This window comes from Pseudomonas sp. CFBP 13727, assembly GCF_014841915.1.
In the GTDB taxonomy this organism is placed as follows: Bacteria; Pseudomonadota; Gammaproteobacteria; order Pseudomonadales; family Pseudomonadaceae; genus Aquipseudomonas; species Aquipseudomonas baltica.
In genome coordinates this window covers 1-14,232 of sequence record NZ_JACYUT010000002.1, presented here as the reverse complement: position 1 = coordinate 14,232, position 14,232 = coordinate 1, and the positions used below count along the sequence as shown (strand labels likewise).

Annotated in this window: 13 protein-coding genes; 7 read left to right on the top strand and 6 right to left on the bottom strand. The window is 58.9% G+C overall.

The genetic code is table 11. The features are described from left to right. Positions 1–301 precede the first annotated feature (301 nt). The 3 genes from cmoA to IFT76_RS07510 all read left to right on the top strand — a co-directional run bounded on the left by cmoA (position 302) and on the right by IFT76_RS07510 (position 3,929). Positions 302–1,084 carry a carboxy-S-adenosyl-L-methionine synthase CmoA gene (cmoA, locus tag IFT76_RS07520; protein ID WP_192057807.1) on the top strand — a complete coding sequence of 261 codons (783 nt, stop codon included), beginning with the start codon at positions 302–304 and terminating at the stop codon, positions 1,082–1,084. Then, on the top strand, positions 1,081–2,037 hold the full coding sequence (gene cmoB / locus IFT76_RS07515; RefSeq protein WP_192057806.1) for a tRNA 5-methoxyuridine(34)/uridine 5-oxyacetic acid(34) synthase CmoB: 957 nt from the start codon (positions 1,081–1,083) through the stop codon (positions 2,035–2,037). Before cmoA ends, cmoB begins: the two co-directional genes overlap by 4 nt. A 644-nt stretch (positions 2,038–2,681) precedes the next feature. Beyond that, entirely contained in the window at positions 2,682–3,929 is a 1,248-nt protein-coding gene (locus IFT76_RS07510) for a ribonucleotide-diphosphate reductase subunit beta (protein WP_122476712.1), read from the top strand. 213 nt (positions 3,930–4,142) lie between these two features. On the opposite strand, the gene IFT76_RS07505 is transcribed toward IFT76_RS07510, so the two are convergent. The 5 genes from IFT76_RS07505 to IFT76_RS07485 all read right to left on the bottom strand — a co-directional run bounded on the left by IFT76_RS07505 (position 4,143) and on the right by IFT76_RS07485 (position 9,639). Further along, positions 4,143–5,738 carry an MFS transporter gene (locus IFT76_RS07505; RefSeq protein WP_342365571.1) on the bottom strand — a complete coding sequence of 532 codons (1,596 nt, stop codon included), beginning with the start codon at positions 5,736–5,738 and terminating at the stop codon, positions 4,143–4,145. Positions 5,739–5,908: 170 nt separating this feature from the next. Further along, on the bottom strand, positions 5,909–6,454 hold the full coding sequence (locus IFT76_RS07500; RefSeq protein WP_192058275.1) for an ankyrin repeat domain-containing protein: 546 nt from the start codon (positions 6,452–6,454) through the stop codon (positions 5,909–5,911). Between the two features lie 56 nt (positions 6,455–6,510). Then, positions 6,511–8,037, bottom strand: a complete 1,527-nt coding sequence (gene katB, locus IFT76_RS07495; protein ID WP_192057805.1) for a catalase KatB — start codon at positions 8,035–8,037, stop codon at positions 6,511–6,513. A 150-nt stretch (positions 8,038–8,187) separates the two neighbouring features. Beyond that, the gene (locus IFT76_RS07490; RefSeq protein ID WP_192057804.1) at positions 8,188–8,958 is read right to left on the bottom strand and encodes a hypothetical protein; all 771 of its coding nucleotides are present in this window, start codon (positions 8,956–8,958) and stop codon (positions 8,188–8,190) included. 111 nt (positions 8,959–9,069) lie between these two features. Beyond that, positions 9,070–9,639, bottom strand: coding sequence for a TetR family transcriptional regulator (locus IFT76_RS07485; protein ID WP_192057803.1), 570 nt, complete (start codon positions 9,637–9,639; stop codon positions 9,070–9,072). A 144-nt stretch (positions 9,640–9,783) separates the two neighbouring features. On the opposite strand from IFT76_RS07485, the gene IFT76_RS07480 reads away from it, so the two are divergent. From IFT76_RS07480 to IFT76_RS07470, 3 genes are all read left to right on the top strand, one after another. Continuing rightward, the gene (locus IFT76_RS07480) at positions 9,784–10,584 is read left to right on the top strand and encodes an SDR family NAD(P)-dependent oxidoreductase (protein ID WP_192057802.1); all 801 of its coding nucleotides are present in this window, start codon (positions 9,784–9,786) and stop codon (positions 10,582–10,584) included. 3 nt (positions 10,585–10,587) lie between these two features. Then, on the top strand, positions 10,588–11,595 hold the full coding sequence (locus IFT76_RS07475) for an NADP-dependent oxidoreductase (protein ID WP_192057801.1): 1,008 nt from the start codon (positions 10,588–10,590) through the stop codon (positions 11,593–11,595). Positions 11,596–11,755: 160 nt separating this feature from the next. Beyond that, positions 11,756–12,295 carry a cysteine hydrolase family protein gene (locus IFT76_RS07470; protein WP_342365570.1) on the top strand — a complete coding sequence of 180 codons (540 nt, stop codon included), beginning with the start codon at positions 11,756–11,758 and terminating at the stop codon, positions 12,293–12,295. A gap of 64 nt (positions 12,296–12,359) precedes the next feature. On the opposite strand, the gene IFT76_RS07465 is transcribed toward IFT76_RS07470, so the two are convergent. Then, complete coding sequence (locus tag IFT76_RS07465; protein WP_192057799.1) at positions 12,360–13,226, bottom strand: LysR family transcriptional regulator; 867 nt, start codon at positions 13,224–13,226, stop codon at positions 12,360–12,362. A gap of 141 nt (positions 13,227–13,367) precedes the next feature. On the opposite strand from IFT76_RS07465, the gene IFT76_RS07460 reads away from it, so the two are divergent. After that, positions 13,368–14,114 carry an iron-containing redox enzyme family protein gene (locus tag IFT76_RS07460; protein ID WP_192057798.1) on the top strand — a complete coding sequence of 249 codons (747 nt, stop codon included), beginning with the start codon at positions 13,368–13,370 and terminating at the stop codon, positions 14,112–14,114. Positions 14,115–14,232 lie beyond the last annotated feature (118 nt).

The following is a 14,232-nucleotide window of genomic DNA, read 5'->3' as shown; positions in this document are numbered from 1 at the left end:
TAGGAGCGGTCATCGGCCGCGAAATGGGCACCGCAGTCCAACTGCTACACCGCGGGGGCCCTTCGCGGCCACAGACCGCTCCTACAGCAATCGTCATCCCCCCGTAGGAGCGGTCATCGGCCGCGAAACGGGCACCGCGGCTCAACTGCTACACCGCGGGGGCCCTTCGCGGCCACAGACCGCTCCTACAGGAATCGTCCCCCCCCGTAGGAGCGGTCATCGGCCGCGAAACGGGCACCGCGGTTCAACTACCACACCGCACATCCCACAAAAAATGCACCCCCGCCCTACATCCGCTAAAATGCCGCCCCGATTTCCCGCAACCCGCCTGGATCGCCCCGTGAGCAAAGAGCCCGACCGCCTATTCGCCCAGCCCCTGAGCCAGGTCCCCGACTTCGCCTTCAACGAAGACGTGGTGCGCGTGTTCCCGGACATGATCAAACGCTCGGTCCCCGGCTACCCCACTATCGTCGAAAACATCGGCGTGCTCGCGGCGCAATTCGCCCAGCCCAACACCACACTCTACGACCTGGGCAGCTCTCTGGGCGCCGTCACCCAAGCCTTGCGCCGCCACGTGCGCGCCGAAGGCTGCCAGGTGATCGCCATCGACAGCTCCCAGGCGATGGTCGAGCGCTGCCGCGAATACCTCAACGCGCAGAACTCCATGTTTCAGGAACTGCTCCCGGTCGACGTCATCGAGGGCGACATCCTGGCCCTGGACTTCAAGCCCGCGTCGGTCATCGCGCTCAACTTCACCCTGCAGTTCATCCCCCCGGCCCAGCGCCTGGAACTGCTGGCCCGCATCCATCAGGCCCTGGTCCCCGGCGGCGCATTGATCCTTTCGGAAAAATTGCGCTTCGAAGACGACCAACAACATGACCTGCTCACCGACCTGCACATCGCCTTCAAACGCGCCAACGGCTACAGCGACCTGGAAATCGCGCAGAAACGCAGCGCCATTGAAAACGTCATGAAGCCCGACAGCCTCGAAGAAAACCGCGACCGCCTGCTCGCCGCCGGCTTCAGCAAGGTCGTGCCCTGGTTCCAATGCCTCAACTTCGCCTCGATGATCGCCCTGCCATGATTGACCTGTCCCCGCTCGTCCGCCGCCTTGCCAATACCCCGCTGGCCAACTGGGCCAACGGCCTGCAAGCCCAGCTCGACACCAAGATGGAAAAAGGCCACGGCGACCTCCAGCGCTGGCAGAGCGCCCTCGACGCCCTGCCCCCGGTAACCGCCTGCAACATAGACTTGGTCAACGGCCTGCGCCTGGACTGCGAAGACAACCCCGCTACCTACGACCAGATGCGCGCCGCTCTAATGGGCCTGTCCCCGTGGCGCAAAGGCCCCTTCGACCTGTTCGGCGTCCACGTCGACACCGAATGGCGCTCGGACTGGAAATGGGACCGCGTCGCCCCCCACCTCGACCTGCGCGGCAAACGCGTGCTCGACGTCGGCTGCGGCAACGGCTACTACCAGTGGCGCATGCTCGGCGCCGGTGCCGACAGCGTCATCGGCGTCGACCCCAACTGGCTGTTCTTCTGCCAGTTCCAGGCCGTGCAACGCTATCTGCCAGACCTCCCCGCCTGGCACCTGCCCTTCGCCCTGGAAGACCTGCCCGCCGGGCTGGAAGGCTTCGATACCGTGTTCTCCATGGGCGTGTTCTACCACCGCCGCTCCCCCATCGAGCACCTGCTGGCGCTCAGGGACTGCCTGGTCAAAGGCGGCGAACTGGTCCTCGAAACACTGGTAGTGCCTGGCGACGAGCACCAGGTGCTGGTCCCCGAAGACCGCTACGCGCAGATGCGCAACGTCTGGTTCCTGCCTTCCGTCCCAGCCCTGGAAAAGTGGGTGCGCCGCGCCGGCTTCACCGACGTGAAATGCGTGGACGTGAGCATCACCACCGTGGCCGAACAACGCGGCACCGAATGGATGAAGTTCCAGTCACTGAGCGACTTCCTCGACCCCGACGACCACAGCAAGACCGTCGAGGGCCTGCCGGCGCCGATGCGGGCGGTGATTACAGCCAGAAAATAAGCCGTAAGTCAGGAATGAGCGAATCGACGGTGAAATAAACGCCGTCGCACTTGCCTTCTTGCCGCTCATCGACTCCTTCACAGAACCATAAAAAAACCTTGAAACGGTTGCATTCGCTGCAAGCCAAGCAGGGCAAGGTTTTGCGCCCAGCAGAGCGAAAATCTGGCTGATTTCTAACCAGCTCATCGGGTTTGCAACCCGAACTCAAGCCTATATCCTGTGTCCACTTCTTACCAAAACCACCACATAGGCGATTTTTGATGCAAACCAGGGCTTTCAGGTCCTGACCGGACGACTGGCATCAAGGTTGTAAGAAATACCCGTTTCGGCGGTTTTTTTGTGTCCTGGCGTGAACACGAGCAGGCAAAAAACCCTATAATCGCCGCCCACTTCAAGGACCTGAGACATGACCCATCGCGACATCGAAGCCGGCACGAGCACCTCGACCGAAGCTTGCCCGCGAAGTCAGCGTCTCAGCGCGCTCCAACCGGATCGTTGATAGCCCACGCCAGGGCACCACGCTGAAAAAGCCTGGACCCGGCGACGCAACACGCACACCAAGCCAGCTTGCGCCACGCAACCTCGGCAATCAGATTTCTAAATTCATCAGCCGCTCACAGCGGCCTCGAGCAGGAGCCTCCCCCATGCTGAGCTGGGACGAATTCGACAAAGAAGACGCAGCCGAACCCGCCAAAGGCGCCAACGCCGGCCACGCCAGCGAAGCTGCGATGGACAAGCTCGACAGCGCCGGCGGCGCCGCCGCCCAAGAGGCCCGCGCCGCCAGCGCCAGCGACTCCGCTGCCGTAGCCCGCGCCAAAGCCGCGCTGAACAAACTCGACATCGCCGAAGGCCTGGCCGAGCTCGAAGGCTCCGCCGCCCGCGTCGCCGTCGACGAGAAGCGCATGATCAACTGCCGCGCCGACCTCAACCAACTCGTACCCTTCAAGTACGACTGGGCCTGGCAGAAGTACCTGGACGGTTGCGCAAACCACTGGATGCCGCAAGAAGTCAACATGAACGCCGACATCGCCCTCTGGAAAAACCCGGAAGGCCTGACCGACGACGAACGCCGCATCGTCATGCGCAACCTGGGCTTCTTCAGCACCGCCGACTCCCTGGTCGCCAACAACCTGGCCCTGGCCGTGTACCGCCTTATCACCAACCCGGAGTGCCGCCAGTACATCCTGCGCCAGGCCTTCGAAGAAGCGATCCACACCCACGCCTACCAGTACTGCATCGAATCCCTGGGCATGGACGAAGGCGAAATCTTCAACATGTACCACGAGATCCCATCGGTCGCTAAAAAAGCCGCCTGGGGCCTCAAGTACACCCGCGCCATCTCCGACCCGGAATTCAACACCGGCACCGTCGAAACCGACAAAGAACTGCTGCGCAACCTCATCGGCTACTACTGCGTACTCGAAGGCATCTTCTTCTACTGCGGCTTCACCCAGATCCTCTCCATGGGCCGCCGCAACAAGATGACCGGCGTCGCCGAGCAGTTCCAATACATCCTGCGCGACGAATCCATGCACCTGAACTTCGGCATCGACGTGATCAACCAGATCAAGATCGAGAACCCACACCTGTGGGACGCCGAACTCAAGGAAGAAGCTTCGCAGATGATTCTGCAAGGCACCCAGCTGGAAATCGAATACGCCCGCGACACCATGCCCCGCGGCGTGCTGGGCATGAACGCGGCGATGATGGAGGACTATCTGAAGTTCATCGCCAACCGTCGGTTGTCGCAGATTGGGTTGAAGGAAGAGTATCCAGGGACTACTAATCCATTCCCTTGGATGAGCGAGATCATGGACTTGAAGAAGGAGAAAAACTTCTTCGAGACGCGGGTCATTGAGTATCAGACGGGTGGGGCTTTGAGCTGGGATTGATGGTTGGTTCTGCTTAGCACTACTAGGAAGAGGCCGCCTTTGGGCGGCCTTTTTTTGTGCCTAGAATCTAGGGGTTTTCGACCCATCGTCCACGTAACATGCTTTTCAGTTCATAGAGGGACAATGGGTAAGACATGGTGAACGTGGATGAAGCCTTTCGAGTGGTCACCATAAACCAATTCGAAATCGAAACCAGAAGCTGATCCAGGCCAGTCATCCCCGTCGCAAACCCCGACATGCATACAAGGCAAACACCACGATCAATCCAGCGACCAAACCACTGGCCACTGTGACCCCTTCACTGAAAGCAGCATTAGCCGCTTGAGCCAGCTCCTTCCCTACTTCAGCAGGCAAATCCTGCGCAAGTGAATGAGCACCTCCCAGCGTCGCCGTAAGAGCGTCCGCCTCATCCCCAACCCCCTCGGGCAACACCAGACTTAAGCGATACCATGCTGCCACGGCGCCTCCCACCACTGTCGTCCCCAACACCACCCCGACCTCATACGCCGTCTCACTCACAGACGATGCACTGCCTGCCTTCTCAGCCGGCACGGCGCTCAACACAAGGTCGTTGGAAACGCTAGTAATGGCCGCAACTGCAGCATTCAGCAACACGAAAGCCACTGCCACAATCAGTGCGGTCGCAGTGAACAAGGCCATGACTGCAAACGCCCCAGCCGCCACGCATAAACAGGCGGGTATCACGACACTTGGCGCCACCCTTTGCGCAATCGGCACAATAGCGAGGCCCGCGGCCACGGCACACACTTGACCGGGCACCAGTATCAAGCTTGCAGCAATGGGTGACAGACCCAGAACCAGTTGCAACAGCTGAGTAGCGAAAAAGAGGAACCCGATCAGCGCGCCCAGGCTGACGAGATTGACTGTGATCGACACGCTGAAGGCGTTCGAATCGAACAGACTCAGGTCGAGCAACGGATCCTCCAGCGCCAGTTGGCGTCGGACAAAAGCGATGCCCATCAAAAGGCCTGTCAGCATGCCCACAATTGCGTAGGTATCCAGACCCACCGTGGCTAGGTGCTTGAGAGACAGCATCACTCCTGTCATAGCACCCAGGCTCAGCAGGATGCTTGGATAGTCGATCGACAACCCGGCCTGCCGTGGAGACTCTTCAATCATGGGTGAAAGCAGCAGGACCGGCAGCAGGAATGGCACTGCCACCAGGAACACCGACTGCCAACTGAAGAACTGAAGCAGCACGCCACCGAGCAGCGGTCCTGCGGCCGCCCCCAATGTCAGGCAGGTCGCCCACGCCGCGACGGCAAGACGCCTTTCTTCTCGGTCATCGAAGGCAGTCCGGATCAGGGCGAGCGTGGCAGGCAGGATCATTGCGCCGAACAGCCCCAAAACTGCGCGACCTGCAATCAAGTGCCAAGCCTGCTGAGAGAACACTATGGCAACCGAGATGATAGCGAAACCCGAGCACCCCACACACAGTAGACGGCGATAGCCCACGCGATCGCCCACGCTGCCCATGGTGATCAAAAGGCCAGCCAAGACTAATGAGTAGGCATCGATTGCCCATAGCTGTTCGGCGGCCGAGGGACCAAGGGCGACCGCAATTTTAGGAAGAGCGAAGTTGAGAATTGTGTTGTCGAGGGTTACGAGCAATACGGGCAGAAGGATCACCAACAGGCTGGCGAGCTTGGAGCGATTGGTAATGATGGACCGCAGCGGGCTTGGGATTTTTGGCATTGATCGGTTCTCCCTGAACGTCAAAGTATGGAGCGCAGGCTTCGCCATCGAGTAGGCGTGAATTGCCCAAGGCAGTCTTGCGGTTTGATTCACACCGTCCTTGGTGTGGGGAGGTTGAACTTACTGACAGATCAGTAGGGTCGCAACTGTTTGACCAATAAGTTTGTGTCAAGATTTACGATGATTGCCCCGCACCCAGTTGGCATCCCTCTACGGACGATGGATTGCAGCGTATGTGGCTCGGCTTGAACCAGCGCTACAGCTCAGCGTATTGGCGCCGAACTAAACCGCCCCTCCCCCAACGATCGCGCATCATTCCCTCTATCATCCCGCGCATCCAGATCCGCGCCCTTCGCCGCCAGCGCCTCGAGAATATCCTTGCGCTGAAACAGCGCCGCATACATCGCCGCCGTCTGCCCTGAGTTATTACGCTCATCCGGCGCACAGTCTGCGCCGAGTAGCCGATGGGCGATGCTGACTTCGCCTTTGAAGATCGCCCCCATCAGCGCAGTGTTCCCGCGCTTATCCTGGCTACACGGGTTGGCGCCCGCTGCGAGCAACTGTTCCACGGCATCTTTATGGCCGTGATAGGCCGCCAGAATCAATGCGGTGTAGCCGCTTGCATCGCGGCTGTCCAAATCATAATGAGCGTCGATGAACGCGCCCAAGCGGTCGGTGCTGCCGGTACGTGCGGCGTCGAAGTACAGTTCACGAAGTTGCTGCCGGGTATCGGAAGGCGGTGTGTCATCGGCCAAGGCGACCGTTGCGACCATCATCGCCGAGCAGATCCAGGGAATGAAATAGCGCATTAGGTATTGCTCCTGAAGATCACCGACCGTTGTTGCACGGCCGGTGATCGGATGCATCAGTCCTGCAGCTTGGCGGCCAACTGCTTGACCTTTTCCAAGTCGCCGTTGGCAACTTTGGTTACACCTGTGCCATAGGCCGGATCGGCTTTGTACAGATACGACAGCATGATGTTTTTGCTCTCGGTATCAGTGTCAGCCAGGGAACCGCCGAAGCTGTTGATCAGGTCCTGCTGCTCCTTGGGCGAATAGGAGCGGTACAAGTCGCCCGCTTGTTTGAAATTCTGCTCGCGCTGAATCTTCGCCGGTTGGGTAGTACCGCTCAAAGCCGTTTGGCTATAACGCGCACTGTCGTCACTGGGGCGCGGCGCAAGACGGCTCGGCTCGTAGTTCACCCCACCGGTAGTATGACCGCTGTTCAAGGCGCCATCCTGGTTACCGTTGTTGACGGTCACGCGAGGACGGTTGATCGGCAGGCTCATGCCGTTGGCGCCCAGGCGGTACATCTGGGTATCGGCGTACGAGAACACACGGCCTTGCAGCAGACGGTCTTCCGACGGTTCGATACCCGGCACCACGTTGGACGGTGCCATGGCAACCTGCTCGGTTTCCTGGAAGAAGTTGTCGACGTTCTTGTTCAGCACCATCTGCCCGATCTTCTGCTCCGGCACATCTGGCCAGATCTTGGTCGCGTCCAGCGGGTCGAACGCAAACTTGGCCAAGTCTTCAGGCTTGAGCACCTGGATGTACAAGTCCCACTTGGGGAAATCGCCCTTGTTGATTGCGGTGACCAAGTCATGGGTCATGTGCGCGTAGTCTTTGCCCTGGGTTTGCACAACCTGATCCGGGTCCAGATTCTTCAGACCTTGCAGGCTTTTCCAGTGAAACTTCACGTAGTGCACTTCGCCCTTGTCGTTGACGAACTTGTAGGCGTGCACGCCATTGCCGTCCATGAAGCGATAACCCGCAGGCGTGCCTTCATTGGAATACAGCAGCGTGAGGGTACGCGTCGCTTCCGGCACGTGGGAGAAGAAATCGAAACGACGGGAGTCGTCGTCGAGGTTGGTGCGCGGATCGGGTTTGAACGCGTGCACCATGTCTGGAAACTTGATCGCGTCACGAATGAAGAAGGTCGGGAAGTTGTTGCCGACCAGATCCCAGTTGCCGTCCGCCGTATAGAACTTGGTCGCGAAGCCGCGTGGGTCGCGCAGCGTTTCCGGCGAGTGGTTGCCGTGAACAACCGACGAGAAGCGCACGAACACCGGTGTGTGAGTTCCTGGCGTGAACACCTTGGCCTTGGTCAACTCACTGATGTTGCTGGACGCGACGAACTCGCCATGCACGCCGGTACCGCGGGCATGCACTACGCGCTCCGGAATGCGTTCGCGGTCGAAGCGCTGCAGTTTCTGCAACAGCTGAACGTCTTGAAGCAGTGCCGGCCCGTTGGGTCCGGCTGTCTGTGAATTCTGATTGTCGCCAACGGCGGCACCGTTGTCACGGGTCAAAGTGTCGGCAAAAGCGGATGATGAGAATATGCCGATGGCCAATGCCGTGACCGCATACCCTGATAAGGTTCTGATTTTCATAGTGAATCCCTCACGCTTCTTATGTTATGAAGAAACCTCGAGGGTAACGGCAGCCACCAGCGCGGCTAAATTGGAAGAGCCTATTGGCCCGATAGGTAAAGATGCCTGCCGGTGTTATCGGACGGACCCGTACCCCTGATTCGGTATCGCCTACGCCCGCAACCCATCCTCCGGCACGAATATCCACCCCTCCACCGGATCAATATCCGCCATCGGTTGAGCCAGCCACTGCGGCCTGTGCTCGAACGCCCACGCCAGCAGCGCGCAGGTCAGCGCATCCTGTGCATCGACATGTTCGAACCCCGGCACGAAACTTCGCGGCACACTCGCCTTCTCGACATGGAAAGGCACTCGCAAGGCCTCGATACACGCCGAGCGTTTGCATGCCGAGGGATAGGCTTCGATCGCTCGCAGCATCTGCCCGTCCGTCCATACGCCACAGGCTTCACGAATGGGTGCGAATCGCCCCAGCACATGCATGCCCTTGGTCGCCTGGCTTCCGATCATGTCCTTGATCGGCGACAGCGGATAAAGCCCGCGTTCGAACAGGAAATGCTCGGTGCGGCGGTGCAGGTAGGGATTGCTGGATGATTCGCCAACGGTGGGCACGGCGATGCCGCGGGTAATGAGGTCTATGAAAGGCCTGGAGAAGCCGAGCGGAGTGTCGATACCCATGAGCACGCGTGGCGCCTGGTGAAGTGCCGGGTCTATTTCACACAGTCTCAACAGCCCATCAACGAATTGCTCGGTCGAACTTGCTTGGTTGATCGTCCGCCGCAGATTACCCCGCCACGGCTTGCCCACGAGCCGGCGCTCGGCGTTCAACACGACCAAGGCATCGCGGCTCGCCGGGTTTCGATCGCAATTCCACCCGCCTACGTCCCAGCCTACGAACAGTGTGGTGGGGTTTGGGTAAGTCATGGTGAACACTCACGTAAGTAGATTCGGGTTGCCATCGGGCATACGCGTAGCACGGCGCCTCTCAGCAGGTTCCCCATACGGAACATCAGACGCAAAGTTAAGACAGTCCCCTCAACCCTCCACCTGCGCCAACGCATGTGCCCGGCAGGTTTCCAGGATTTCGTCAGCCAGCGCGGAGTCATCCGGACAGGCTCTGGAAAGCATCAATGCACCGACCAGATGCGCCAGTGCGTTGATTCGTTCGGCCCGCGCGCTCTGCTGGGTGAGCTTGTCTGCATCGGGGTCAACGGGCGTCGCGTTGGCCAACAGCCGTTCCATTCCCTGCGCGAATACCGCTTTGATCTCTTCGGGCTGCCGTGCGGCATCGGCCGACAATGCGGCAAGGGTACAGCCATCACCGGGTGCGTCGCGGTGCTCGCGCGACAGGTAGCGCTCGATCAGCGTTGCACGTTCCGCCTCACCGGTGCTGGCTTCCATCTGCGCGAAACCACACGCCGCCGCCTCGCTCATGAGGTCTGCCTTGGAGCGAAAATGCTTGTAGAAACCGCCGTGGGTAAAGCCAGCGGCTGCCATCAGATCAGCCACGCTCACACCGTCGTAACCCCGTTCGCGAAACAAGGTGGAGGCGGTTTCAACGATGTGCGCACGGTTGGCCTGCGCCTGTGCCTTGGAGACTTTCATGCCGGTGCCTGTGAAATAGAACCAGGGACAAGCATACATTGATGTTGATCAACATCAAAACGCTTGACCGTTTAGATTTCGATCATCATCATAAAACCGTCACTGCCCATCCTTGCCCCGCGTCTCTCCCAGGAATGAATCCCCATGAGCAATCTCCCTACAGTACTGATCACCGGCGCCTCCAGCGGCATCGGCGCTACCTACGCACGACGCTTCGCCAGTCGTGGCCACGCGCTGGTACTGGTAGCGCGCAATCGCGAACGCCTGGACGTCCTGGCTGCACAGTTACGCGAAGAAAGCGGTGTGAACGTCGATGTCATCCAGGCTGACCTCACCCGCACTGAAGACCTTGCGCAAGTAGAACGACGCTTGACCGAAGATGCCAGCATCGGCGTCTTGATCAACAATGCCGGCGTAGGCCAGTCAGGCGGCTTTTTGCAACAGCGCGTCACTGCTCTCGACAGCCTGCTGGCGCTGAACGTCACCGCAGTGACCCGCTTGGCGGCAGCCATCGCTCCGCGCCTGATTCAAGCGGGCGCTGGAAGTATCGTCAACGTCGGCTCGGTCGTAGGGCTCGCCCCGGAAATGCAAATGACCGTCTACGGCGCCACCAAAGCCTTCGTATTGTTCCTGTCCCAGGGCCTGCAGGCGGAACTGGGCCCCAAGGGCGTCTACGTGCAAGCCGTACTGCCCGCAACCACCCGCACCGAGATCTGGCAGCACTCCGGGATCGATATTGCAACCTTGCCGGAAATCATGGAGGTGGATGATCTGGTAAACGCCGCCTTGGTGGGCTACGACCGTCGCGAGCTTGTGACCATCCCACCGCTGCACGTGGCCGAGCGTTGGGAAGCGTTGGAAGGTGCCCGTCGCCTTCTGCTTTCGGATCTACGCCAGGCAAGTCCAGCCGAGCGCTACCTGGCTTCTGCCCCTGTCGGGCAGTAACCCATGAAAGCCTTTCTCATTGATCGTTACGGCAAACGTGTCATCGGCCGGATAGCTGACATGCCAGAGCCCACCTTGGCGGCCGACGATGTCCTGGTGCAGGTACACGCGGCGAGCGTCAATGCGCTGGACGTCAAGATTCGCAACGGCGAGTTCAGGCTCATCCTGCCCTACACCCTGCCGCTGATACTGGGCAATGATGTGGCAGGCACGGTGCTCGAAGTGGGTAAGAACGTCACCCGCTTCAAACCGGGCGACGATATGTTCGCCCGGGTCCATCAAACGCGTATCGGCACGTTCGCCGAACGCATTGCCATCGATCAAACCTGTGTGGCTAAAAAACCTGCGAACCTGACCATGGTCGAGGCGGCCTCGCTGCCCTTGGTGGCCTTGACTGCCTGGCAAGTACTGGTTGAAACCGCAAAAGTCACACACGGCCAGAAGGTTCTGATTCACGCAGGATCCGGCGGTGTGGGCACGGTGGCGATACAGCTCGCCAAACACCTGGGTGCCTATGTCGCCGCTACCACCAGTACGGCCAATCTCGAGTGGGTGAAGGCCCTCGGCGCTGACCAGGTGATCGACTACACGACTCAGCACTTCGTCGAGCAGTTGCACGATTACGACATTGTGCTCAATAGCTTGGGACCAGACGTATTGGGCAAGTCAGTGGAGGTCTTGAAGCGTGGCGGCCGACTGATCTCGATCTCAGGCCCACCGACCGTGGAATTCGCTACCAGGCAGGGACTCGGCTGGACCTTGACGCAAGTCCTGCGCGTGTTGAGTTCGCGCATTCGCAGCCAGGTGAGGCAGCGGGGCATGTCCTATGATTTCGTGTTCATGCGTGCGGACGGAGGTCAGCTCGGGGAGATAGCTTCACTCATTGAAGCCGGTGTCATCACGCCCGTGGTCGAGAAGGTCTATCCCTTCGAGGCCACTGCAGATGCCCTCGCCCATGTTCAAAGCGGCCGCGCAAAGGGGAAAGTGGTAATCGAGCTACGGCGTTCCTAGCACCGTTTGGATCAAGTTGCGCATGGATGAAGTTTTTCACAGTCAACGATTTGCATATGGACCCATCAGGTACAACCGCTTAGGCTGACTCGTACCCGTCCCAGTGCATTGGCCGGGCCGGGTTCGATGCTTCTCATCTCATTCAAAGGACTTGAAATCCGTGAAAGCGCTAATCGTCATCGATGTACAACAAGGCCTGTTCCAGGCAGACCCAGCTCCCGCCTTCGCCGCTGAAGTGATAGCGCGCATCAACACACTGACGGCATGTGCCAGAGCTGAAAACGTTCCGGTGATCTTCGTTCAGCACGAACTTACCCATGGCGAGTTTCTGGTGCGCGGCAGTGACAGCTGGAAAGTCGACCATCGGCTTGTGACAGCCGACACCGATCACTACGTCAACAAGACCACGCCCGACTCTTTCCTCAGGACCGATCTTCAGCCGCTATTGCAGCAAGCCGATATTTCTCACCTGGTAGTGTGCGGCTATGCGACCGAGTTCTGCGTGGACACGACGGTCCGTCGTGCCGCAGGCCTGGGTTACGAAATCACATTGGTAAGCGACGCCCATACCACCCAGTCCAAGGCGCATGCCGATGCGGCGCAGATCATCGCTCACCATACCGCCACGCTGCCGAGCATCAAAAGCTTCGGTGTACGCATCCAGGCGCAGGAAACCACAGCGGTCGATTTCGCCAGCTGACTGTGGGCACGTCTGCTGCCTTGGGTAAATAACTCGATCGCAGCCCAGCGGGACGTCCGTGCATTCAATTCGAATGTACGGATGCGCACAGCATCTGTACGAACCCTTCCCTGACCGGATGCCCATCAGTGCGCTTGTGGGTCAGCAGAAAGTTGTCCACGCTGTCGAACTCGAGTGCGTCACAGACAGCCAGTCCTTCGAGGGCGCGGTGGTTGCAGTAGACGCCCCTGGGAACCACCGCCATGCCTATGCCTTGCGCAACGCACGTCAGAATGCCCCCCCAACTTCCACATATCACCCATTCCACCCCTTGCAATGACTCTTCGCACCAAGCCCGCGAAACAGCGTGAAACGGACAACCTTCAGGCCACGCCAGGACTTTTCTATTGTTCAGATTCAAGGGTCCGTGTTGCAACCACGTCTGCGGATAAACCAGCACCGGTCGATCACCGGGTAATCTGCGACTGATAAGTCTCGGGTTGGCCGTGTCCATCGCCACCACTGCTACATCCAGCTTCCCGTCCAGAACGTGTTCTACGAGTTCTGGCCAGGTATCGGTAACGATCTCCAGGATAACCTGCGGATAGTCCCGCTCGAATGCTGCAGCGATGGCCGCAAGCCGCGTACTGACGAAGGAATCTATACCCCCTATCTTCAAAGTCCCGCCAAATCTTTTACTGTCGTTGAAACAAGACTGTGCCTCGCCAAAAGCCTCCAATACTTTCTCTGCATGCATAAGCAGGTGTTTACCCGCAGCACTTAGTTCCACGCCCTTGTCGCCTCTATTCAACAGGCAACATCCAACTTCGGCTTCCAAAGCCTTCATGCGCGCAGTGACATTCGATGGTACGCAGTGTACGGACTTGGCGGCTTTGACGATGCTTCCCGCTTTGTAGATCGCGGTGAGCATGCGCAATTGCGAAATATCCATATACACCTCGAGTGAATCACTGATTCATTTTTTGTTGGTTGTGCGAGTCCCCTTGCCCGTGGATTCTACTGCCAATGCCAAGCTGATACCAAAAACCAAACGGCAACTTCGAAGCACCAGGTTACAAATAAGGAGCTGCGCATGTCAGGTTATTATGAAGAGATCACTAAACTTGCAACCTCCGTGCATCAGCACGGGGCCCTGAACAATGCATTCTATGAGCGCTGGATGGCAGCACCCCTGCCCTTCGACGAACTGGCCCTGTTTGCCAAGAATTATCTGGTAAGAACTTCGCAAACCCCGACGATGATTGCGTTGTCGCTGCTGCACTCCGACAACCTGTGCGCACGCGTCGAAATCGCCAAGAACTTGTACTCAGAGTACGGCTACGGCCAGCCGCAGAAAGCACACATCCATTTGCTGGAGAACTTTCTAACCGATCTACTCAGCCGAGTGGCCGTTGCCTACAAGCCGGTGACCAAGCTGAGTGATGAGTTGATCCTGCCCAGTACCCGTCAATTCATCGAGGAACAGCAAACCCTGTATACCCGTCACCCTGATCAACGAGGCTGCCAGCGCATCCTGGGTACCCTGTTGGCACAGGAGTGGTTGGCGTTCTCCATGCTCACGCGCTTGTACGAAGGCGTGCGGCACTACCAGCACCTCTACGCTTCAAACGACGAGTTCCACGAACACTGCGAGTACTTTTACGTCCATATCGGCAATGCTGAAAAGGAACACAAGATCCAGGCCATTCACGCAGCCACACTCGAATGCCGCAACGACGATGAATTTGCGGCGTTGGCAGATGGCTTCTACGACTTCATGACCCTTACCGAGCAGTACTGGAATGGCATTGCCCATGCCATGGGGTATCGTCCCCGCTAAGGAGAGGCCTACCGACAGCCAGGCGTGGAATACCACGCCGGAAAAGACAAAACCCCTACCTGCTTGCGCAGATAGGGGTTTCGGAATTGAATCTTGACGATGACCTACTCTCACATGG

Excerpts from the sequence above, each read along its gene's own strand:
- IFT76_RS07490 (WP_192057804.1), bottom strand. The coding sequence starts at position 8,958 with ATGACTTACCCAAACCCCACCACACTGTTCGTAGGCTGGGACGTAGGC.
- IFT76_RS07480 (WP_192057802.1), top strand. The coding sequence starts at position 9,784 with ATGAGCAATCTCCCTACAGTACTGATCACCGGCGCCTCCAGCGGCATC.
- cmoA (WP_192057807.1), top strand. The coding sequence starts at position 302 with ATGCCGCCCCGATTTCCCGCAACCCGCCTGGATCGCCCCGTGAGCAAA.
- katB (WP_192057805.1), bottom strand. The coding sequence starts at position 8,037 with ATGAAAATCAGAACCTTATCAGGGTATGCGGTCACGGCATTGGCCATC.
- IFT76_RS07460 (WP_192057798.1), top strand. The coding sequence starts at position 13,368 with ATGTCAGGTTATTATGAAGAGATCACTAAACTTGCAACCTCCGTGCAT.
- cmoB (WP_192057806.1), top strand. The coding sequence starts at position 1,081 with ATGATTGACCTGTCCCCGCTCGTCCGCCGCCTTGCCAATACCCCGCTG.
- IFT76_RS07485 (WP_192057803.1), bottom strand. The coding sequence starts at position 9,639 with ATGAAAGTCTCCAAGGCACAGGCGCAGGCCAACCGTGCGCACATCGTT.
- IFT76_RS07465 (WP_192057799.1), bottom strand. The coding sequence starts at position 13,226 with ATGGATATTTCGCAATTGCGCATGCTCACCGCGATCTACAAAGCGGGA.
- IFT76_RS07500 (WP_192058275.1), bottom strand. The coding sequence starts at position 6,454 with ATGCGCTATTTCATTCCCTGGATCTGCTCGGCGATGATGGTCGCAACG.
- IFT76_RS07475 (WP_192057801.1), top strand. The coding sequence starts at position 10,588 with ATGAAAGCCTTTCTCATTGATCGTTACGGCAAACGTGTCATCGGCCGG.
- IFT76_RS07510 (WP_122476712.1), top strand. The coding sequence starts at position 2,682 with ATGCTGAGCTGGGACGAATTCGACAAAGAAGACGCAGCCGAACCCGCC.